Raw genomic sequence first — 19,844 nt, 5'->3', positions numbered from 1 at the left:
CTTAGCCCGTGGCGCGCCGGGCCTCCTCGCGCGCGATGGCAAGGACCCTTTCGGTGGCGTGTGTGTCGGCATGGTCGGCGCCGAGGGTGCGGCGTCGCCGCCGCAGGGTGTCCTCGGCGAGTGTTCGTGCCGCTTTGTGGTCACCGAGCCGGATCAGGTCGATCGCCAGATTGTGCGCGGTGGTCAAGGTCTCGGCCCGGTCGGCGCCGACGGTCCGTCGTCGTCGGAGCGTGTCCTCGGCGAGTGTCCGTGCCGCCTGGTAGTCACCAAGTCCGCTGAGCGCGAACGCGAGATCGTCTGCGCTGTTCAGCGTCTCGGCGTCGTCGTTGCCGAGCTTGCGGCGCTCCCGTCGCAGGGTGTCCTCGGCGAGCGTCCGTGCCGCCTTGAAGTCGGCGAGGCGGTTGAGCACGCCGACGAGGTGGTGCGCGGTGGCCAAGGTCTCGGCGTGGTCGGCGCCACGAACGCGGCGCTGTCGTTGCAGCGTGTCCTCGGCGAGCGTCCGTGCCGCTTTGTGGTCGCCAAGACCGATCAGCGCGTCGACCAGGTCATTCGCGGCGGTCAGGGTCTCGGCGCGGTCAGCGCCGAGGAGGCGGCGCAGCCTTTGAAAGGTGTCTTCGGCGACTGTCCGCGCGGTCTCGTGGTCACCGAGCCCACTCAGCGCGAGGACGAGAATGCTCGCCGTGGTCAGGCTATCCAGATGGTCGGCGCCGAGGACGCTGCGGCGTCGTCGCAGCGTGTCTTCTGCGAGCGCCTGTGCCTCCTGCCGATCGCCGAGCCGGATCAGCTCCAAGGACAGCTTGTCCGCGGTCGCCAGGGTCTCGAGGTGGTCGGCGCCGAGCTCACCGCGCTGCCGGACGAGTTCATCATTCAGCCCTCGTGACTGATTGTAGTCAGCCGACGTGCCGGCACGTTCCGGTGTGCCCGCGGGAAAGACCGGTTCGCTGGTTGGCGCGTTTAGCCGGTGGACCGGGAAGTCCGGCGCTGTGGCGGGTTTCGCCCGACCACTGACCGCATGACGGACACGGTCGAGTAGATGGCGGTTCGCCTGGGCGGGATCGAGGTCGAACAGGTCGATGGAGACGATGGCGCTCATCAGGCCCGGCCGTGGGCAGTCCTCGATCCGGACTGGCAGGAGCTTGCGGGCGAAGCCGTGTGGGTCCGCTGCCTGGGCGGCCAACCACTCGTTCTGGCCGTACACCGACGACAGATAGGCAGCGGACAATACGGCGACGGTGCGCTGAGCCCGTAGGATTCCCTGCTGCATGCGAATCTGCCAGTTCGTCCCGGCGACGAAGTCCCACGCCTGGACGAGGACACGGTATCCGCCCGCCTCAAGCTGCCACGAGATCCACTCCGCCCATGCCTGGTCCGCCGCGGTGTACGAGACGAAGAAGTCCCACCCCTCGCGCCCATCGCCGGCCACCTTCTTGCTGCCCCCGTCGATCACCCACCCATTATCCCCATTCGTAACCAGGGAGACTGGTCGACCGTGAGGCAAGCCCGGTGCCGCGACCGCAGCGACCTCGGCGGTCACGCGGCCGGCGAAGTGTTCCAGTCGGGGAGGGCGACGGCGGGGTCGGTGAAGGTGGTGAAGTCGGTCGTCGCCTGGAAGGCGGGAAGCCGGTAGAGGCGAYGGGCGTAGGCCCACAGGTTCGGGTAGTCGGACAGCGGTGGGAGCCGGTCCAGGCCGTGGGCGCGGCCACGGTAGCGGACCAGGGAGACCCACAGCCGGATGTCGGCCTCGCTGAGCTGGCCGCCTGCCAGGTAGTGGGCGTCGGCGAGTCGGCCGTCGAGCCGGGTGAACGCGTCGAGCAGCGTCGCGCGGGCCGCCTCGTCGTTGGCGGCCCGGTGGACGCCGCGGTTCACCGCTGGGCCGATCCAGGATTCGAGCCCGGCGATCTCGGCGCGCAGGCGCTCGGGATAGGTGTCGGCGCCGTTGGACCACTCGCCGAACTGGGTGGCGAGGTCGATCCCGAGGGTGACGTAGTCGTTGCTCACGACCCGGCCGGTCTCGCGGTCCCACAGCGTCGGCACGGAGACGTGGCCGTCGAACCCGGGCTCGGTCGTCTCGTAGGCGTCGCGCAGCAGCGTGAACCCGTTCACCGGGTCCGGGCCGTTGGTCTCGCGGAACGCCCACCCGCGGGCGTCACGGCTGTTGTCGACGTAGGACACGCCGATCACGTCTTCCAGCTCGTTGAGAGCGATCTGCAAGGTGATCCGCTGCGCCCACGGGCAGAACCAGCCGGAGTAGATGTGGTACCGCCCTGGCTCGGCCCGGTAGCCGCTCGACCCGTCCGCGGTGATCCGCCCGGTGAACCGGTACAGCGGGCGCGGGTCCGCCGGGTCTCGCCTGATCGTGTACGCGCCATGGGTGGCGACGTCGGTAGGGCTGGCATAGCCACTTGGGCCGGCAGAGCCGGTGGGGCTGGCACAGGTGGCACTCRCCGTCTGGGACACGGTCATCCTCCTGGTCAGGTCGCGGCGCTGCCACCGCCGCGGCCATCTCCGGTATTCCGGTCGGGCCGATGCGTCGGAGCCCGGTCAGCCGCCGATGACCTTGCGGTAGACGCGGGGGCCGTCGTAGTCGTTCACCGCGTAGTGCCAGGCGGCCAGGTTGTCCCAGAGCACGAAGTCGCCCGGCTTCCAGCCGAAGCTCACGGTGTAGTTGGGGGAGGAGGCATGCGCCAGGAGGAACGGCAGGAGGGCCTCGCCCTCGGCCGGGGCGATGCCGGTCAGGCGCAGCGCGGTCGAGCTGAGGAACAGCCCCTTGCGGCCGGTGTGCCGGTGGGTGCGCACGACCGGGTGCTCGACGGTCTCGGTCACCGGCGGCCGGTCATAGGTTCCGTCGCCGGGGTAGGCGCTGTACACGGCGCTGACCGATGCCAGCAGCTGCTTGAACGGTTCCGAGAGGCCGTCGTAGGCCGCCTGCAGGTCGGCCCACAGGGTGTGACCACCGATCTCCGGCACTACCTGGTAGGTCAGGGACTCGATGTTGAACGGCGKGGTGCGCCAGGTGCCGCCGATGTGCCATGCCGAGGCGGCGCCGCCCTTCTCGAGGTTGAAGGTGTACACCAGCCGGTTGTCCTCGTGGCGGTGGAGCCACCGGGGGTGGTCGAACGGCTCGTCGAAGATCTGCACGGCCCGCACGTGCGCGTCCGGCGAGAGGTCCTGCCCGCGGAACACCAGGACCTTGTACTTCCAGAAGTCCTCGCGCAGTGCCTCGGCGGTGGCGTCGTCGATACCACCCGCCAGATCGACGCCGACGATCTCGGCCCCGAGGACCGGGCTGGCCTGGCGGACTTCATAAGGCGCGGTACGGACAGCGGTCACCGTGTCCCCCTCGAAATGGATTGGAGCGTCTGCCAATCGAGCGCGGTCAGCCGGAAAGACCGCGCTGCGTGGCCGTCGCAGCCTGGATCGGAAAGCGCCGAACGCCTCCCTGGTCGCGGTCGACGACGCGGCCCTTTCCCGTCCGTCGTCGAAACGTGCGCCCCGAGGATCAGCGGGCCGATCGGGCCCCGCCCCCGTGGGACAGCCCGACGTTAACTCCGCTCCCACCAATTCCGCAATCCCTATCGGGTTTATGAACATAGCGGCATAGGGGCGTAACAGCCGCGCGACAGCATCGCGGCACGGCCCCGGCACACGGCCCGGGGCACACGGTCGCGGGCGCACGGCCGCGCCGTGGCCGCGGCGTCGAGATGCTCGTCAGGGTGCCGGGGAACGGCGGGGCGACGCGGAGTGGTTCTCGGCGAGGCGGCGCAGGCCGGTTCTGATGCGCGGCTCGCCGAGCTCCGGCAGCAGCGCGGCGACATGCTCGGCGGCGAGCGCGGCGAGCAGGGCGTGCGCGGCGTGGTCCGGGTCGGGCACGCCGTCCAGCAGGATCGCCGTGTGCCGGTGCCAGAACCGGTAGGCCCCGATCCGGTAGCGGGCGCCGGGTGTCGCGGTCTCCGACATCCGTACCAGGTCCAGGTGTTCGAGCAGGTAGTCGAGGTACGCGTCGACGAACGCGGTAAGCCGGTCGGCCGGCGGCGCTCCGGGGCCGAGTGGCGGCGGCCCGTGCAGGATCGCCTCCTGCAGCACCTGCTCCCGTGTGTCGAGGAGCGCGACCGCTAGGCCGGCCTTGTCGCCGAAGCGGCGGAAGAGGGTGCCCTTGCCGACGCCGGCCGCCGCCGCGATCTGGTCCATGGAGACCGCCGCCACCCCGTACTCGGCGAACAGCCGGGCGGCCGCGTCCAGCACCGCGACCCGGTTGCGAGCGGCGTCGGCCCGTTCCTTGGGTGGCGGCGAGCGAAGCAGCTCCACCGGTGTTGCATAACCGGACTGCGGTCCGCTAAGGTTCTCCTGCACAACCGGACTATAGTCCGATTCTCTGGAGGTAGTGGCATGACCGCACTCATCACCCGTGACGAGCTGAAGGCGGCGATCGGCGCGGGGAACGTGACCGTCGTCGACGCGCTGGGCGGCGGGTACTACGCGCAGCAGCACCTGCCCGGCGCGCTGCCCCTGGTCCTGGCCGAGGTCGACGCGAAGGCGCCCGCCGTGCTGCCGGACCGCGACGCCGCCATCGTCACCTACTGCACCAACCCGTCCTGCCCGAACAGCGGGCAGGTCGCCGACCGGCTCGCCGCGCTYGGCTACTCCAACGTCCGCAAGTACCGCGAGGGCATCGAGGACTGGGTGGCCGCCGGCCTGCCCACCGAATCGGCCTAGGCGGCGCGCCGCCGGAGCCGCGCTTCATGATCTGGTGTGATCCTGGGAGTCGGGGGCCCGAAGATCACACCAGATCATGGGCGGCTCGCGTGCCTGGGGTCCGGGTCGGTTGTCCGCCGGTCGGGYGGCCGCCCGTCGGCTTCCCGCCTGTCAGCCGGGTTCGTCGTCATCGGGTCCTGCCTGGCCGGGATCGCGGCGCGGCGGGTCGGCGCTGGGGTCGGCGCTGAGGCTGGGGTCGGGGTCGGACGGGGACGGCAGGCGGGGGACGGCGGCGAGCAGAGCCGTCGTGTACGGGTGGGCCGGGTTCTCCAGGACCTGGGACGTGCCCCCCTGCTCGACGATCTCGCCGGCGCGCATCACCGCGACCTGGTCGCACAGCCGGGCGACGACGCCCAGGTCATGCGAGACGAGGACGAGGCTGAGGAGGTTGGCGACGGTCAGCTCCGCGAGCAGGTCGAGGATCTGCGCCCGCACGGAGACGTCCAGCGCGCTGACCGGCTCGTCGCCGACGAGGACCCGCGGGCGGGGGGCGAGCGCCCGCGCGATCGCGATCCGCTGGCGCTGCCCGCCGGAGAACTCGTGCGGGTAACGGCGCCGCACGTCCGGCGCCAGGCCGACGGCACGCAGCACCTCGTCGACCCGGGCGTCATGGTTCTCCGCGATCCGCAGGCACTCCAGCGGCTCGGCGACGATCGCCTCGACGGTCATCCGCGGGTCCAGCGAGGCGACCGGGTCCTGCAGAACCACCTGGACGTCGCGGCGCAGCCAGCGCAGGTCGCGGGGTCGGCCGTCGCGGACCGGCCGACCGCGGTAGCTCACCGTCCCGGCGTCGGGGCGGTCGAGGCCGAGCAGCAGCCGGACGAGCGTCGACTTGCCGGAGCCGGACTCGCCGACGATCCCGAGGCTCGCCCCCTCGAGCAGCGTCAGGGTGACGTCCCGGACGGCGCGCCGGATGTGGGAGTCGCCGTCAGCCTGGCCGGCCTTCCAGCCGGCCGTGCGCCGCTCGGCGCGCGGCAGCCGGAACGACCTGGACAGCCCCCTGGCCTCGAAGAGCACGGCTGGGCCCGTAGCCGTGGCCCCATCCGCGGCCGGATCGCCCACGCGGGTGTCGGTCACGGTCGGACCGCCTTCCGCGCCTGGGTCGGGCGGCTCGCGGCGGCACCGGAGCTGGTGCTGGAGCCGGCGCCGATGGTGGCGCCGCCCGTGGTCGGTGGCCACGTGGTGGCGTGGGCGGCCGCGAGCAGGGCGCGGGTGTAGGGGTGGTCGGGATGGCGCAGGACGTCGCCCGTCTGGCCGGACTCGACCAGCCGGCCCGCCCGCATGACCTCGAGGCGGCGGGTCACGGCGGCGACGACGGCCAGGTCGTGGGTGATGAACAGCAACGCGGCCCCCATCTCGTCCACCAGGTCGGTCAGCAGGCTCAGCACCTCCGCCTGGACGGTGACGTCCAGCGCGGTCGTCGGCTCGTCGGCCAGGATCAGCGCCGGGCGGCAGGCGAGCGCGACCGCGAGGCCGACGCGCTGGCGCTGCCCGCCGGACAGCTGGTGCGGGTAGGCGCGCACCAGCCGATCCGGGTCGGGAAGGCCGACCCGGTCGGCGAGCTCCACGGCCGCCGCGTCGGCGGCGCGGCGGGACAGCCCACGGTGGATGCGCAGCGGCTCGCCGATCTGCCGGCCGATCCGCATCAGCGGGTTGAGCGCGGTCAGCGGCTCCTGGAAGACCATCGCGATCTCGTTGCCCCGGATTCGGGACAGCTCCCGGTCGGAGCGGCCGATCAGCTCCGCGCCGGCGAGGCGGACGCTGCCGCTGACCGTCGCCGCCTCGGGCAGCAGGCCGAGGACCGCGAGCGCCGTCAGCGACTTGCCTGATCCGGACTCGCCGATCAGCCCGACCCGTTCGCCGGCGTCCACCTGGAAGTCGACTCCGTCGACGACGGGCACGCCGCCGATGCGAACCCGCAGGTCGCTGACCCGCAAGAGCGGCTCGTTCGGCGCGCTCACCGCGCACCGTCCAGCGGACCGAGCGCTCGCGACCCAAGCGCGGCAGGACCGGGCGCGGCAAGACCGGCTGCGGCGGAACTGGGCGTGGTGGAACCGGGCGCGGCAGGACTGGGCGGCGCGGCGGACGAGGCCAGGTCAGGCACGGCCGCGTCAGGCACGGCGCGGGTCGGGAACCGCAGGCGCGGGTCGGCGGCCTCACGCAGGCCGTCGCCGAGCAGGTTGAAGCCGAGGACGGTCAGCACGACGGCGAGACCGGGCCAGAGCAGCACCAGCGGACGCAACGTCAGGTAGGCCTGCAGCTCGTGCAGGCTGCGGCCCCAGGACGGCGTCGGCGGCGGGGTGCCCAGGCCGAGGTAGGACAGCGCGGCCTCGGCGAGCACCGCGATCCCCGCCGACAGGGAGAGCTGGACGTAGAGCGTCGGCATGGCGTTCGGCAGCAGGTGGCGGGAAATGATCCGCCAGGTCCCGGCGCCGGCGGCCCGGGCGGCCAGCACGAAGTCGGTGGCCAGCACCCGGTTGATCTCGCCGCGGGTGACCCGGCCGACCTGGATGCCGATCCCGATGCCGAGCGCGACCACCGTCGTCCAGGCGTGGCCCGGGAAGACGGCCGCCAGGACCAGCGCGAGCAGCAGCATCGGGAAGGCAAGCAGGATGTCGATGAGGTACACGAACCCCTCGCCGACGACCCGTGGGGTCACGGTCGCGAGCAGCGCCAGCGTGAGGCCGACGATCGCCGCCAGCGCGGTGGCTCCTACGGCGACGACCAGCGTGATCTGGGAGCCGACGAGCAGCTGGCTGAACAGGTCGCGGCCGAGCCGGTCCGCGCCCAGCCAGTGACGGCCGGACATAGGCGCCCACGAGTCGGCCGGTTTGACCTGGGTCGGGTCGTACGGGGTCCACAGCAGTGACACCACCGCCGCGATCACGATCAGGCTGGACAGGGCGGCACCCAGCCGCCCGGACCGGGTGCGCAGCACCGCCCGCGCCGTCGCCACCGCCCCCAGGGCGAACCGCGCCCCACCGGCGGCCCTGCCGGGCCCACTCACCGGGCCTCCCGTAGCCGCGGGTCGAGCAGGCGGTGGCCCAGGTCGACGAGGAAGCTGACGACGAGCACGGCGACGGCGACCAGCAGGACCGTGCCCTGCACCTTCAGCAGGTCGCGGTTGCCGACGTCGACGATGAGCATCTGGCCGATGCCCGGTAGCGCGAAGACGTTCTCGATCACGACCGCGCCCAGCAGCAGGCTGGCGAACTCCAGGCCGAGCACGCTGAGCACCGGCAGCGCGGCGTTGCGGACCCCGTGGCGCACCAGCGCCCTGCCCCTGGTCAGGCCCTTCGCCCTCGCGGTGCGGATGTAGTCGGCGTGCAGCACCTCCAGCGTCGCCGAGCGCGTGAACCGCAGCAGCACCGCGCCCTCCAGCAGCGCCAGGGTGAGCACCGGCAGCACCAGCGAGCGCACGGCCGTGTCCGGCTGCGCCCAGCCGTCGCGCGGGAACCCGCCGGCGGGCAGCAGGCGCCAGTGGACGGCGAACACGGTCGTCGCCATCAGGCCGACCCAGAAGCTCGGCACGGCGATCCCGAGCTGGCTCACGACCGAGAGCGCGTGCCCGGCCGGGCCGCGGTGGCGGGCCGCGGCGACGATCCCGAGCGGCACCCCCACCAGGGCGGCGAGCAGGGTCGCCCCGGCGACCAGCGGGGCGGTCACGGCCAGCTTCTCGCCGATCTCGTCCGACACGGAGACGCCGTTGAGGGCGGACGTGCCGAAGTCCCCGGTCAGCACGCCGCCGATCCAGCTCAGGTACTGCTGGACCAGCGGCCGGTCGGTGCCGAGGTCGTGGCTGATGCGGGCGACCTGCTCCGGCGTCGCCCTGGTCCCGGCGATCACCTGGGCGACGTTGCCGGGCAGCAGCCGCAGCAGCAGGAACACCAGCACGCTCGCCACCAGCAGCGAGAGCACGAACAGGCCGAGCCGGCGCAGGATGATCAGTGCCATGGCGCTGCCTCGCGGTGGGCGACCCACGCCCGGCGGGCACCGGCCGGGCACGATGGCTCGGCCGGCGCCCGCCGGTGGTCGAACGGGTTCGTCACGAGCGAGTGACGACGATCTTCGACGCGTCGTAGCGCGACGAGATGTTGTTCGTCGGATAACCGGTGACGCCGGTCCTGGCGACCTGGAGGGACTCGCCGAGGAGCAGCCAGTCGCTGACGGCCTGCTGGGAGATCAGCTTGGCCAGCGCCTTGAAGTTGGTGTCCCGGTCGGCGTCGGTGGTCGCGGTCACCCCGGCCTGGTACAGCTGCTGGGCCTGCGGGTTGTTGTAACCCCAGTAGTAGCTCGTCTTGGCGTAGTTGCCGAGGTCGCGCGGCTCGGCGTGGTCGACGACGCTCAGGTCGTAGTCGTGGTTGGTGAAGACGTCGGTCAGCCAGGTCGGGAACTCGACCGAGCGGATCGTCAGGTTGACCCCGATCTCCTTGAGCTGTGAGGCGATGTACTCGGAGATGGTGGTCGGGTAGATGTTCGGGATGGTCAGCGTCAGGCTGAGGCCGCCCGCGTGGCCGGCGTCGGCGAGCAGTTTCTTCGCGTTCGCCGGGTCGTACTTGTCGATGCCGGTGAGGTCCTCGTACCAGGGGTCGAGCGGCGGGACGTCGCCGCCGATCCGGATGCCCCGGCCGAAGGTCTTGATGAGGCCGTCCTTGTCGATGCCCTGGCGGATCGCGTGTCGGACCCGCTCGTCGGACAGCGGGGCCTTGGCGGTGTTGAACCCCAGGGTGAACTTGTCGGTCGACGCGCCCTTGGCGATCACGAAGTCCTGGTTGCCCTCGTAGCTGTTCAACAGGTCGGAGTCGAGGATCGAGCCGACGTCGACCTGGCCGGTCTTCACCGCGTTGTTCTGCGCGTTCACGTCGGTGATGTAACGGAAGACGACCTTGGCGACGCTCGCCTTCGCGCCCCAGTAGGCGTCGTTGCGGACCAGCGTGATGCTGTCGCCGTGCTTCCAGGAGTCGAACCTGAACGGCCCCGTGCCGACGGCCGTGCTGGCGAGGTTCGCCGCCCCTTCCTTGAGCACCGCGCCGGCGGCGCCGCTGAGCCAGAAGGGGAAGTTCGAGTCGCGGTTCTTCAGCTTCAGCACGACCGTCGCGTCGTCAGGCGCCGAGGCCGAGGCGAGCGAGACGAGGTCGCCGGCGTTCGGGTTCTTCGACCCGGGCGCGATGACGTTGCTCAGCGACGAGACCACGTCCGACGCCTTGAGYGGGGTGCCGTCGTGGAAGGTCACCCCGTCGCGGAGGGTGAAGGTGTAGGTGAGCCCGTCGCCGGAGACCTTGTAGTCCTCCGCCAGCTCCGGAGACACGTTGCCCTTTTCGTCACGCCCCAGCAGCCCCTGGTAGACGTTGTCGAGCAGCACCTGCGCGATGGCGACGCCGGAGCCCGTGGTGATGTCGAGCGTGCCGGGCTCGAGGACCTGGCCGATGGTGACCGTCGCGTTCGGGTCGGCCCCCTTGCCGCCGCTCCCGCTCGTCCCACCGTCGTCGCTGGTCGTTCCGCCGCCGCAGGCCGCGAGGACCAGCCCGGCGACCGCCGCGACGGCGGTCAGCGCCAGCGAACGGCGCGGGCGGTGGAAACCCAGCCTCGGCCTGGGGGGTCTGACCTTCATGGCCTGTGTGCTCCTTGGGCATCGTCGAAAGGGCGAAGAGAAGGCGAGCGAAAGAAGGCGGCAGAGATATGGGTGCGTCGCCGGGACTCGCCGAAGAGGGACATGTGGAACCTCGTCGTGCCGGGCGGCGGAGATTTGGCGTCAGCGTCTGGAAAGCACGCATGGGGCTCGTCGTGCCGGAGAAGAGGGCATCCCTGAACGCCTGTGCGGCGCCATTACGGGCGGCCCGGCAGCCAGGGTGCGGCGGGCACACGGCCGGTTGGTCGCGGGCTCAGCTACAGAGTCGGCTGGCAACCCGCATCAGGTCGACCGCGCGTCGGCTGGTGAGTGGTACCGCTACCTGCGCCGATCCCCGACAGAGCGGCCGGGGGCCGCGCCGGGAGACGGATGGCGGCTGCATGACCGGCAGCGTATCCCACAATCTCGACCAGGATGGTGGATATGCAACATTGCTGTTGCGATCGGGGCAGGCTGTGACCCGTGTCGCAGGCCCCGTTCCGTGCCGGTTGGCGGCGCCGCGGCGGCGCGGTCAAAGGCGAGAAACAATTCGGCAGCAATCGCGCAGTGAACCGTCCTGGCGGTTGACGGGGCCTGCGTCGCGATGCGACGCTCGGCGCGTTCCGGTGCTGGGCTCGGCTGTCGCGTTTGCGCGGTAGGGCCCGCCGGCACTCCGCTTTCCCTGCGCGCCGGGAAACGGCCGCCGGCGCGTGCCCCGACCCCCGCAGCAGCAGCGCCCACGAGCCCCGTGCCGTACCTACGGCTATTGCCGGGCTGCCTTCATCGCTCGCCCGCCACAGCCGCCACACCCGGCGCCCGCGCAGAGGTCAGCCCCGCGGGCGACCGCCGTCACGAAGGAGAACCACACGTCGTGCCGCTGCACCTGCACTGGTACCTGCCGACCAACGGCGACGACAGGGGCATCGTCGGCTCGGGGGATGGCGAGCCGCGGCACGGCGCCGACGGCGCGCCGCGGTTCTCGCGGTTCCGGGCACCGACCGTCGGCTACCTCGGGCAGATCGCCCGGGCCGCCGAGCAGCTTGGCTACGAGGCGGTGCTCACCCCGACCGGGCTGTGGTGCGAGGACGCCTGGATCGTCACCGCCGCGCTGAGCCAGGTCACCACCCGGCTGCGGTTCCTGGTCGCCTTCCGGCCGGGGCTGATCTCGCCGACGCTCGCCGCGCACCAGGCCGCCACCTTCCAGCGGGTCTCCGACGGCCGGCTGCTGCTCAACATCGTCACCGGCGGCGACTCGGCCGAGCAGCGCCGGTTCGGCGACCACCTCGACCATGACCAGCGCTACGCCCGTACCGACGAGTTCCTGACGGTGCTGCGCGGCGTCGCCGGCGCAAGCCCGCCGCTCGACTTCACCGGCGCGCACTACGACGTCCGGGACGCGAGCGTCGACGCCAGTCCCTGGGGGCCACCGCCGGTCTTCTTCGGCGGCGCGAGCCCCGCCGCCGAGCGGGTCGCCGCCCGGCACGCCGACGTCTACCTGGCCTGGGGCGAGACGCCGGCGCAGATCGCCGAGCGGCTCGACCGGGTGCGGGCGCTGGCCGCGGCGGCTGGCCGGGAGCGTGACCCGCGCTTCGGCATCCGGTTCCACGTCATCAGCCGGGACACCGCCGCCGAGGCATGGGCCGAGGCGGACCGACTGCTCGCCGGCCTCGACGACGCCCGGATCGCCGCCCACCAGGCCGTCTTCGCCGCGAGCGAGTCGGTCGGGCAGCGGCGGATGGCGGCCCTGCACGGCGGCGACCGCACCCGCCTGGAGGTGTACCCGAACGTCTGGGCCGGCTACGGCCTGGTGCGCGGCGGCGCGGGCACGGCGATCGTCGGGAGCCACGAGCAGGTGGCCGAGCGGATCGAGGAGTACCACGCGCTCGGCCTCGACCATTTCATCCTCTCCGGCCAGCCGCACCTGGAGGAGGCCTACCAGCTGGCTGAGGGCGCGGCGGCGCTGCTGCGCGCCCGGGGCCTGCTGGCGTCACCCGATCCGCCGTCGCCGGCCACTCCGTCGCTGGCCGCGTCGCCGCCTGTTGCTGTCCCATCCGTTCCCGCCGGCGCCGGTGCGCCCGCCGGGAGACCGGCCTGACGGCTGGCGATCGTTTCGGACCGCTCGTCCATCCGCCGACTTCCAAGGAGATATCGATCATGGTCGCGACCGTGGGGGACGGCGCCGAGCGGCCGTTCCGGCTGGGGTTCCTGACCCACGTGTTCGGCCGGGAGGAGCCGCGCGAGCTGCTGCCCCGGCTCGTCGAGCTGTTCGTCGCCGCCGACGAGCTCGGCTACGACAGCGGCTGGGTCGCGCAGCACCACTTCCAGACCGAGTTCGGTCGGCTGCCGTCGCCGCTCGTGCTGCTGGCGGCGGCGGCGCAGGCGACGCGGCGGATCGAGCTCGGCACGGCCGTGGTCGTGCTGCCGTTGGAGGACCCGATCCGTCTCGCCGAGGACGCGGCGGTGCTCGACGCCCTCAGCGGCGGGCGGCTGCAACTCGGGCTCGGCACCGGCGGGCCGAGCTCGCCGGTGTTCGGCGCCTTCGGGCGGGACGCCGAGGCACGCCGCGAGCTGTTCGCCGAGGCACTGGCGCGGCTGCGCGGCCTGCTCGGCGGCGACCCGCTCGCGGGGACCGATGCCCTGCGGGTGCAGCCACCGGCCCCGACGCTCACTGGGCGGTTGTGGGACTCGACGTCGAGCGCGGACGGCGCCCGGCGCGCGGCGCGCGCGGGTGACGGCCTGATCCTCGGGGTCGGCCCGGCCGCGACGGCGCAGCGCCCGCTGGCCGACGCCTACCTCGCCGCGCACGAGGCCGAGCAGCTTGCTGTCGAGCAGGCCGAGCATCTCGCCGAACGGTCCGACTGGCGGCCGCGAACGGCGCCGCCGCGCAGCGCGCCGCCGGCCGCCGCGCCACCGGCACGGATCGCGTCGGCGCACGGTGTGTTCCCCGGCCCGGACCGGCGGGCGGCGGCCCGCGACCTCGCGGCCGACATCGCTCGCTACCGGGGATACCTCACCCGCTTCGGGCTGAGCGCGGACGCGGACGACCTGACGACGCTCGACGCGATGAACGTCCACCACGGCCCGGTCGAGACCGTCATCGAGAGCCTCGCGCGCAACCCGGTCGGTCCCGGCGCCGTCTCGACCTTCATCGCCGCCGTCCAGGGTGAGGCCGGCGGCGGCGCCGACTTCGACGCGACCCTGCGCCGCCTGGAGGTCATCGCGACCCAGATCGCTCCCGAGCTGGGCTGGTACCCGGCGAGCCGGCCGGTGGCCGGTGCTGTGAAGGACCCCGGCGCGGTGAAGGACCCCGGCGTCGTGGCGAACCCTGTCGGCGTGGTCGGGGCCGCGCTGTGACCGGCCAGGCGCAGGCGACCGGCCAGGCGCAGTCCCCGACGGGCGGCCGCGGCCGTACGGATGGCGCCAGGCGCCGACGGCTGACGCTCGGGGCGCTGGTGCATGGTTCCGGTGGGCACATCGCCGCCTGGCGTCATCCGCTGTCGCCACCGGACGGGCAGCTGGACCTGCCCCTGCACATCCGGCTCGCCAGGACGCTGGAACGCGGCACCTTCGACGCGCTGTTCCTCGCGGACGTGGTGGCGGTCTGGGGCCACGACCTGGACTCGCTGCGGCGCACCGCCCGCGCCGACCACTTCGAGCCGCTCACCCTGCTCGCCGCGCTGTCGACGGTGACGGAACGGATCGGCCTGGTCGCGACCGCGACCACCACCTACAACGAGCCCTTCCACGTCGCCCGCAAGTTCGCCTCGCTCGACCATCTGTCGGGCGGGCGCGCGGGCTGGAACGTGGTGACGTCGGTCGTCCCGCTGGAGGCGGGCAACTTCGGCCGCGACACCCACCTCGACCACACCCTGCGCTACCGGCGGGCCGAGGAGTTCGTCGAGGTCGTCCGCGGGCTCTGGGACAGCTTCGCCGACGGCTCGGTGCTCCGCGACCGCGCCAGCGGCATCTACTACGACCCCGCCGGGCTGCGCCCGCCGCACCACGCGGGGGAGCACTTCACGGTCCGCGGGCCGCTGAACATCTCCCGGCCGCCCCAGGGCCACCCGGTGATCTTCCAGGCGGGTTCGTCGGAGACCGGCAAGAACTTCGCCGCCCGCCACGGCGAGGTCATCTTCACGGCCCAGACGTCGCTGGCGGGCGCGCGGGACTTCTACGCCGACGTCAAGCGGCGGGCGGCGGCGTACGGCCGCGATCCCGACGACGTGCTGGTGTGGCCGGTGCTCGCTCCCTACGTCGCGAGCACCGAGGCCGAGGCGCGCGCCCGGCTCGACGAGCTGCAGGAGCTGGTGCACGACGACGTCGCGCGCCGGGTGGTGCAGGACAACATCGGCGACCTGGACCTGTCCTCCTACCCACTGGACGGGCCGGTGCCGGACATCGGCGTCACCAACCGCAGCCTGAGCCGGCAGGAGCTGCTGCTGGGCCTCGCCCGCCGGGAGAACCTGACGATCCGCCAGCTGGCACTGCGGTTCGCCGCGGTCTCGTCGGTCATCGGTACTCCCGAGACGGTCGCCGACCACATCGAGCGCTGGTTCCGCGGCCGGGCCGCCGACGGCTTCAACGTGAGTTTCCCCTACCTGCCCGGCTCGGCCGAGGACTTCGTCGACCAGGTCGTGCCGGAGCTGCGCCGCCGCGGCCTGTTCCGTACCGAGTACGAGGAGGCGACCCTGCGCGGGCACCTGGGCCTCCCGCGCCCCGCGGGCCGGCCGGTCGAGCGGGCCGAAGACGACGCCGGCGCCGGGGCAGCGGCGGCGGTGGCGCGATGACCGCCACGTCGCCGGAACAGCCGCGTCCCCGTCAGCTGCACCTGAACGCGTTCCTCAAGCCGCCGGGGGAGTTCCTCGCCGCCTGGCGACACCCGAACACGGTGGCCGACGCGGGCGTGAACATCCGGCACGTGATCGAGCTGGCGCGAACCGCCGAGCGGGCGAAGTTCGACGCCATCTTCTTCGCCGACCTCGTCGGAGTGCCGTTCACCAGCCAGGAGGTGCTGAGCCGAGTCTCGGTCGTCAACGACTCCTTCGAGCCGACGACGCTCATCTCGGCCCTCGCGACGGCGACCAGCCACATCGGGCTGATCGCGACCGCCTCCACGACCTACAACGAGCCCTACCACCTGGCCCGCACCTTCGCCTCCATCGACCACATCAGCGGCGGACGGGCCGGCTGGAACGTCGTCACGTCGCTGAACAACGCAGAGGCACAGAACTTCGGGCTCGACGAGCATCCCGAGCACGAGCTGCGCTATGAGCGTGCGGCCGAGTTCTTCGACGTCGTGACCGGCCTGTGGGACAGCTTCGACGACGACGCGTTTCTGCACGACCAGAAGACCGGCATGTACTTCGACGAGGCCAGGCTGCACCGTCTCGACCATCGTGGGAAGCACTTCGCGGTGGCCGGGCCACTCAACATCCCGCGTCCCCCGCAGGGGCGACCGGTGATCGTGCAGGCCGGCTCGTCGGAGACCGGCCGCGCGCTCGCCGCCTCGGTGGCCGACGTCGTGTTCACCCACCATCCGGACCTGGCCGGCGCGCAGGCGTTCTACGCCGACCTGAAGGCGCGCGCCCAGGCGGCTGGCCGGAACCCGGATGAGGTGGTCGTGCTRCCCGGCCTCTCGACGGTCGTGGGGCGCACGGTCGGCGAGGCCGAGGACAAGCTCGAACGGCTGACCTCGCTGCTGGACCCGCGCATCGCGCTGGCCGACCTCGCCTACTGGCTCGGTGGCGTCGACCTCGCCGCCTACCCCCTGGACGGGCCGCTGCCGGACCTGCCGCCGTCCAACCAGAGCCAGAGCGCCCAGCGCCAGATCGTCGAACGGGCCAGGGCCGGTGGCCTGACCATCCGCCAGCTCGCCCAACAGCTCGCCCGCGACGCCAGGACCATCGCCGGCACCCCGGCGACGATCGCCGACCACATCCAGGAATGGTTCGAGGGCCGCGGCGCKGACGGCTTCAACGTCGTCTTCTCCTACCTTCCGGACACGCTCGACGACTTCGCCACCCTGGTGATCCCGGAGCTGCGCCGCCGTGGCCTGTTCCGTGCCGAGTACAYCGGCCGCACGCTGCGTGAGAACCTCGGCCTGTCGCGACCACCCAGTCGCTGGCCCGCCGCCTCGGCACTGTCTCCTGTGACCCCCTCCCACGACGTCTCGTGAGGCACATATGAGATTCCAGGTGCTCGACATCCTGCCGAACATCCAGAACCCGGTGACCGGACGGCTCGTCAGCACGGCCGAGCGGTACGCGCAGGCGCTGGCCTCCGCCCGGCGCGCCGAGGAGCTGGGCCTGGACGCGGTCGCGATCGGCGAGCGGCACGCCGGGCCGGTGCTGTCCTCCGGTGTCACGGTCCTGCTCGGCGCCATCGCGGCGACCACGACGCGCGTGCGCCTCCAGACCGGGGTGAGCGTGCTGTCCATCCTCGATCCGGTGCGCGTGGCCGAGGACTACGCCACCATCGACCAGCTCTCCCGCGGCCGGTTGGAGCTGGTCATCGGGAAGGGCAACGAGCTGCGGCAGCTGCCCCTGTTCGGCATCGAACAGGGGACGCAGTGGGATGCGCTCGCCGAGAAGTACGAGCTGCTGCGCCGGCTGTGGCGCGAGGAGAACGTCACGTGGTCCGGCCGGTTCCGACCGCCGCTGCACGAGGCCACCACCCTGCCGCGGCCCTACGCCGGCGCGCCCCGCGTCTGGCACGGCTCGGCCACCACCCGGACCTCCGCCGCGCTCGCCGGCCGGTATGGCGACCCGCTGTTCAGCGCCAACGCCATCCAGCCCCGCGACAACTACACGGTGCTCATCGAGCACTACCGCGAGGAGTACGCGCGGCACGGGCACGACCCGCGCTACGGCTATGTCGCGGCCGGCGCCGGCTTCCTCTTCCTGGCCGACACCACCGCCCAGGCGCGGGAGCACTTCGGCCCGACCTACGAGAAGATGGTCGAGTTCTTCAACCGACCCGGCAACCACACCCCGGGCAACGAGATGATCTTCCATGGCATCGACCACGCCATCGCCGAGGGCCCGGTGCTGGTCGGCAGCCCGCAGCAGATCATCGACAAGATCATGTACTTCCATGCCGGGTTCGGCCATGACCTGCAGGCGTTCAGCCTGCCCACCATGATTCCGCACGAGCAGCAGCTGGAGATGCTCGAACGCCTTGCCACCGAGGTGATTCCCGTCGTCCGGCGGGCGGCGCCGACCACGCTGTGGACCGACCAGGATCCCTACGGCGGCCGGCCCGCCTTCGCCGGCAATCAGGCCGCCGACGCCGCGGCCGTCATCGACGAGGCCKGGCAGCGGACGGCGGTGGCCCGATGACGGCGCTCACTGTTCGAACAACACGCGTTTCATATACGAGGTGTCGCAGTACTCCGTGACCGAGGTGATCAGCCCGTCGCGTACCTGGAACACCACCGCGTAGTCGTTGTCGTAGGGCGTCCCGTCGCGGGCCTGGGCGTGGCTCGTCCATTCGGCGACGGCATGCTCGCCATCGGCGATGATGCGGTGCAGGGTCTGTGTCACGGGCACCGCGGGGTCCAGCGTGGCGACGACCTGGGCGAGGAACCCATCCAGGATCTCGCCGGCGCCGGTCCAGGTACCGGCGACCGGCAGGTCGCCCCGGATGGTCCACGTCGCCTTCGGCGCGAAGCTGGCTCGCAATGCGTCGACATCTCCTCGCCGCAGCGCGGCGACATAGTCGGCGACGGTGGCGCGTGTGGTCTCGGTGGTCACAGGAAGGGCCCTTTCCGGGGAGGGTTCCGCGCGGGCGCCTGTCTCGGCGTCGTTGATCCGGACTCGCGCCACCGGGCCAGTCGACCAGCCTGGCCGTTCGCCTTCAACCAGCAACCACCCTCTAGTCTCATCACGACTCGTGATGAATCGAGGGCGCGGACATGGAGCTTCGGCAGCTGCGCTATTTCGTCGCCGTGGCGGACAGCCGGCACTTCGGACGGGCCGCCGAGCAGCTGCACATCGTGCAGCCGGCCGTCAGCCAGCAGATCCGCCGCCTGGAACGCGAGCTGAGCGTGACGCTGCTCGACCGCTCCACCAGGCGCGTGGCGCTCACCGATGCCGGTCGCGTCTTCCTCGGCCACGCCCGGGAGGCGATCGCCGCCGCCGACCGGGCCCAGGCCGCGGCCCGCGAACTCGGCGCCCCCACCGTCCGCACGCTGCGCCTGGGCACCAGCGCCGGCCTCGGTGACTATCTGACCCACGTGCTACGCGACTTCTCGCGGCGCCAGCCGAACATCACCGTCGACCTGGTCAGGCTCACCGAACGCGAGCGGATCGCGCACCTGTCCGGCGGAGACCTCGACGTCGCTTTCGTCCGCCGCCGCCCTGACAGCGAGATGGCCCGCCACCTTCGCTATGCGCACRTCCGGGCCGATCTGCTCGTTGCCGCGCTGCCCACCGGCGTGACCACGGCCCGGCGCCGCACCGTCCGCCTGGCGGAGCTCGCCTCGCTGCCGGTGCGCCTCCCACCGCGCGACGCCAACCCGCTGCTCGTCGACGCCGTGCTCGGCGCTTGCCGCGAGGCGGGATTCGAACCCAGCCACGCGCCCGCCAGCAACGACCAGGACATGCTGGCGATGATCGCCGCCGGCGGCGCCAGCTGGACGGTCTTCTACCCCGACCAGGCCTACCTTCTCGCCAGGCAGGCCCTACCGGGGATTGCCTTCCGCCGCCTGGCCAGCCCTCCCATCAAGATAGAAACCGCCCTGGTCCACCGGGCCGACAACCACAGCCCCCATCTCCTGGACCTGATCGCCGCCGCCCGGGCCGTCACGCCCAGCGATCCGACGGCCAGGTGAGAAGGAAGCCGTTTCCAAGAGATTCCCGGGAAAGTCTCAGCCTCTGGTGAGAGGCAGGCGGACCGCCGGCGGGAGCGGCGTCGGCACGGGGCTCGCCTGGAAAGACTGAATCATGAGCGCGGCGAAGCGGCGTGATGCCACGACCCTCACTCCGGGTGACTCCGCGCGGATACCCTCGTTCGCCATCAGCGCCAGGACGATGTCCTCCAGGACGAAATCCCCGCGCAGCGAACCCGCTTCCTTCGCGCGCCGCACGAGCTCGAGCAGCAGACGCAGCGTGTGATCGCGGTCCTCGGCGAGGCCGACCGCCGGGGGAAGCTGAGAAGTGAACGCGCGCGCGAAGCCCCGGTCGAGGGCGTGCATTTCCATGAGCTTCTCGATCACCAGGCAGAACCCGGTCCACGGGTCGGCCGCCGCCAGCCCCTCGCCCACGACCTCCGAGCACAGGGCCATCTGCTCGCCGAAGGCCTCGGACAGCAGGGCTTCCTTGGTCTGGAAGTGCCGGTAGACGGTGGCGACGCCGACCTGCGCCCGCCGGGCGATCTCCCGGATCGGCACGTCGAGGCCCTCCGCGGCGAACGCCGCGCGCGCGACGGCGAGGATGCGCGCGCGGTTGTCACGGGCGTCCGAGCGCAGCGTCGTCATCACCGCGGT

The 19,844-nt window shown here is 72.2% G+C and carries 18 protein-coding genes; 7 read left to right on the top strand and 11 right to left on the bottom strand.

Features of this window, described 5'->3' with window-relative positions:
• Window position 1: 1 nt before the first annotated feature.
• The 4 genes from BCD49_RS25195 to BCD49_RS25180 all read right to left on the bottom strand — a co-directional run bounded on the left by BCD49_RS25195 (window position 2) and on the right by BCD49_RS25180 (window position 4,305).
• Window positions 2–1,447: a tetratricopeptide repeat protein gene (locus tag BCD49_RS25195; protein ID WP_007508939.1), complete on the bottom strand. Its 1,446-nt coding sequence runs from the start codon at window positions 1,445–1,447 to the stop codon at window positions 2–4.
• An 83-nt stretch (window positions 1,448–1,530) separates the two neighbouring features.
• Window positions 1,531–2,463: a glutathione S-transferase C-terminal domain-containing protein gene (locus BCD49_RS25190; RefSeq protein WP_241832394.1), complete on the bottom strand. Its 933-nt coding sequence runs from the start codon at window positions 2,461–2,463 to the stop codon at window positions 1,531–1,533.
• Window positions 2,464–2,541: 78 nt separating this feature from the next.
• Complete coding sequence (locus BCD49_RS25185) at window positions 2,542–3,330, bottom strand: TauD/TfdA dioxygenase family protein (RefSeq protein ID WP_071041979.1); 789 nt, start codon at window positions 3,328–3,330, stop codon at window positions 2,542–2,544.
• Window positions 3,331–3,708: 378 nt separating this feature from the next.
• Complete coding sequence (locus tag BCD49_RS25180; protein WP_035925112.1) at window positions 3,709–4,305, bottom strand: TetR/AcrR family transcriptional regulator; 597 nt, start codon at window positions 4,303–4,305, stop codon at window positions 3,709–3,711.
• Window positions 4,306–4,386: 81 nt separating this feature from the next.
• Between BCD49_RS25180 and BCD49_RS25175 the strand changes: the two genes are divergently transcribed.
• Window positions 4,387–4,713, top strand: a complete 327-nt coding sequence (locus BCD49_RS25175; protein WP_007508946.1) for a rhodanese-like domain-containing protein — start codon at window positions 4,387–4,389, stop codon at window positions 4,711–4,713.
• Between the two features lie 150 nt (window positions 4,714–4,863).
• Here the strand turns inward: BCD49_RS25175 and BCD49_RS25170 are convergent, their stop codons facing one another.
• The 5 genes from BCD49_RS25170 to BCD49_RS25150 all read right to left on the bottom strand — a co-directional run bounded on the left by BCD49_RS25170 (window position 4,864) and on the right by BCD49_RS25150 (window position 10,363).
• Complete coding sequence (locus tag BCD49_RS25170; RefSeq protein ID WP_007508948.1) at window positions 4,864–5,829, bottom strand: ABC transporter ATP-binding protein; 966 nt, start codon at window positions 5,827–5,829, stop codon at window positions 4,864–4,866.
• On the bottom strand, window positions 5,826–6,713 hold the full coding sequence (locus tag BCD49_RS25165) for an ATP-binding cassette domain-containing protein (protein ID WP_007508951.1): 888 nt from the start codon (window positions 6,711–6,713) through the stop codon (window positions 5,826–5,828). Before BCD49_RS25165 ends, BCD49_RS25170 begins: the two co-directional genes overlap by 4 nt.
• Complete coding sequence (locus tag BCD49_RS25160; protein ID WP_007508953.1) at window positions 6,710–7,759, bottom strand: ABC transporter permease; 1,050 nt, start codon at window positions 7,757–7,759, stop codon at window positions 6,710–6,712. The genes BCD49_RS25165 and BCD49_RS25160 overlap by 4 nt, the downstream gene beginning before the upstream one ends.
• Window positions 7,756–8,706: an ABC transporter permease gene (locus tag BCD49_RS25155; protein WP_007508955.1), complete on the bottom strand. Its 951-nt coding sequence runs from the start codon at window positions 8,704–8,706 to the stop codon at window positions 7,756–7,758. Before BCD49_RS25155 ends, BCD49_RS25160 begins: the two co-directional genes overlap by 4 nt.
• Window positions 8,707–8,797: 91 nt before the next feature.
• Entirely contained in the window at window positions 8,798–10,363 is a 1,566-nt protein-coding gene (locus BCD49_RS25150; RefSeq protein ID WP_007508957.1) for an ABC transporter substrate-binding protein, read from the bottom strand.
• Window positions 10,364–11,231: 868 nt separating this feature from the next.
• Between BCD49_RS25150 and BCD49_RS25145 the strand changes: the two genes are divergently transcribed.
• From BCD49_RS25145 to BCD49_RS25125, 5 genes are all read left to right on the top strand, one after another.
• On the top strand, window positions 11,232–12,455 hold the full coding sequence (locus BCD49_RS25145; RefSeq protein ID WP_007508959.1) for an LLM class flavin-dependent oxidoreductase: 1,224 nt from the start codon (window positions 11,232–11,234) through the stop codon (window positions 12,453–12,455).
• Window positions 12,456–12,514: 59 nt separating this feature from the next.
• Window positions 12,515–13,714 (top strand): LLM class flavin-dependent oxidoreductase, encoded by a 1,200-nt coding sequence (locus BCD49_RS41040; RefSeq protein ID WP_007508961.1) that lies wholly within the window; start codon window positions 12,515–12,517, stop codon window positions 13,712–13,714.
• Between the two features lie 80 nt (window positions 13,715–13,794).
• Window positions 13,795–15,147, top strand: coding sequence for an LLM class flavin-dependent oxidoreductase (locus BCD49_RS25135; protein ID WP_051467094.1), 1,353 nt, complete (start codon window positions 13,795–13,797; stop codon window positions 15,145–15,147).
• On the top strand, window positions 15,144–16,535 hold the full coding sequence (locus BCD49_RS25130) for an LLM class flavin-dependent oxidoreductase (RefSeq protein ID WP_071041978.1): 1,392 nt from the start codon (window positions 15,144–15,146) through the stop codon (window positions 16,533–16,535). Before BCD49_RS25135 ends, BCD49_RS25130 begins: the two co-directional genes overlap by 4 nt.
• Window positions 16,536–16,542: 7 nt before the next feature.
• Window positions 16,543–17,697: an LLM class flavin-dependent oxidoreductase gene (locus BCD49_RS25125; RefSeq protein ID WP_071041977.1), complete on the top strand. Its 1,155-nt coding sequence runs from the start codon at window positions 16,543–16,545 to the stop codon at window positions 17,695–17,697.
• 6 nt (window positions 17,698–17,703) lie between these two features.
• Here BCD49_RS25125 and BCD49_RS25120 read toward each other — a convergent pair whose 3' ends face one another.
• Window positions 17,704–18,111: a nuclear transport factor 2 family protein gene (locus tag BCD49_RS25120; protein WP_007508970.1), complete on the bottom strand. Its 408-nt coding sequence runs from the start codon at window positions 18,109–18,111 to the stop codon at window positions 17,704–17,706.
• A gap of 161 nt (window positions 18,112–18,272) precedes the next feature.
• On the opposite strand from BCD49_RS25120, the gene BCD49_RS25115 reads away from it, so the two are divergent.
• Window positions 18,273–19,190, top strand: a complete 918-nt coding sequence (locus tag BCD49_RS25115; RefSeq protein WP_071041976.1) for a LysR family transcriptional regulator — start codon at window positions 18,273–18,275, stop codon at window positions 19,188–19,190.
• Window positions 19,191–19,226: 36 nt separating this feature from the next.
• On the opposite strand, the gene BCD49_RS25110 is transcribed toward BCD49_RS25115, so the two are convergent.
• The gene (locus tag BCD49_RS25110; protein WP_007508974.1) at window positions 19,227–19,835 is read right to left on the bottom strand and encodes a TetR/AcrR family transcriptional regulator; all 609 of its coding nucleotides are present in this window, start codon (window positions 19,833–19,835) and stop codon (window positions 19,227–19,229) included.
• Window positions 19,836–19,844 lie beyond the last annotated feature (9 nt).

Origin of the sequence: Pseudofrankia sp. EUN1h (genome assembly GCF_001854645.1) — a bacterium.
GTDB lineage: Bacteria > Actinomycetota > Actinomycetes > Frankiales > Frankiaceae > Pseudofrankia > Pseudofrankia saprophytica.
Note: the sequence above shows the minus strand (reverse complement) of the source record. Positions and strands in the feature narration are given on the sequence as shown.

Coding starts and splice junctions, on each gene's coding strand:
- BCD49_RS25155 (WP_007508955.1), bottom strand. CDS start 8,706: ATGGCACTGATCATCCTGCGCCGGCTCGGCCTGTTCGTGCTCTCGCTG.
- BCD49_RS41040 (WP_007508961.1), top strand. CDS start 12,515: ATGGTCGCGACCGTGGGGGACGGCGCCGAGCGGCCGTTCCGGCTGGGG.
- BCD49_RS25110 (WP_007508974.1), bottom strand. CDS start 19,835: ATGACGACGCTGCGCTCGGACGCCCGTGACAACCGCGCGCGCATCCTC.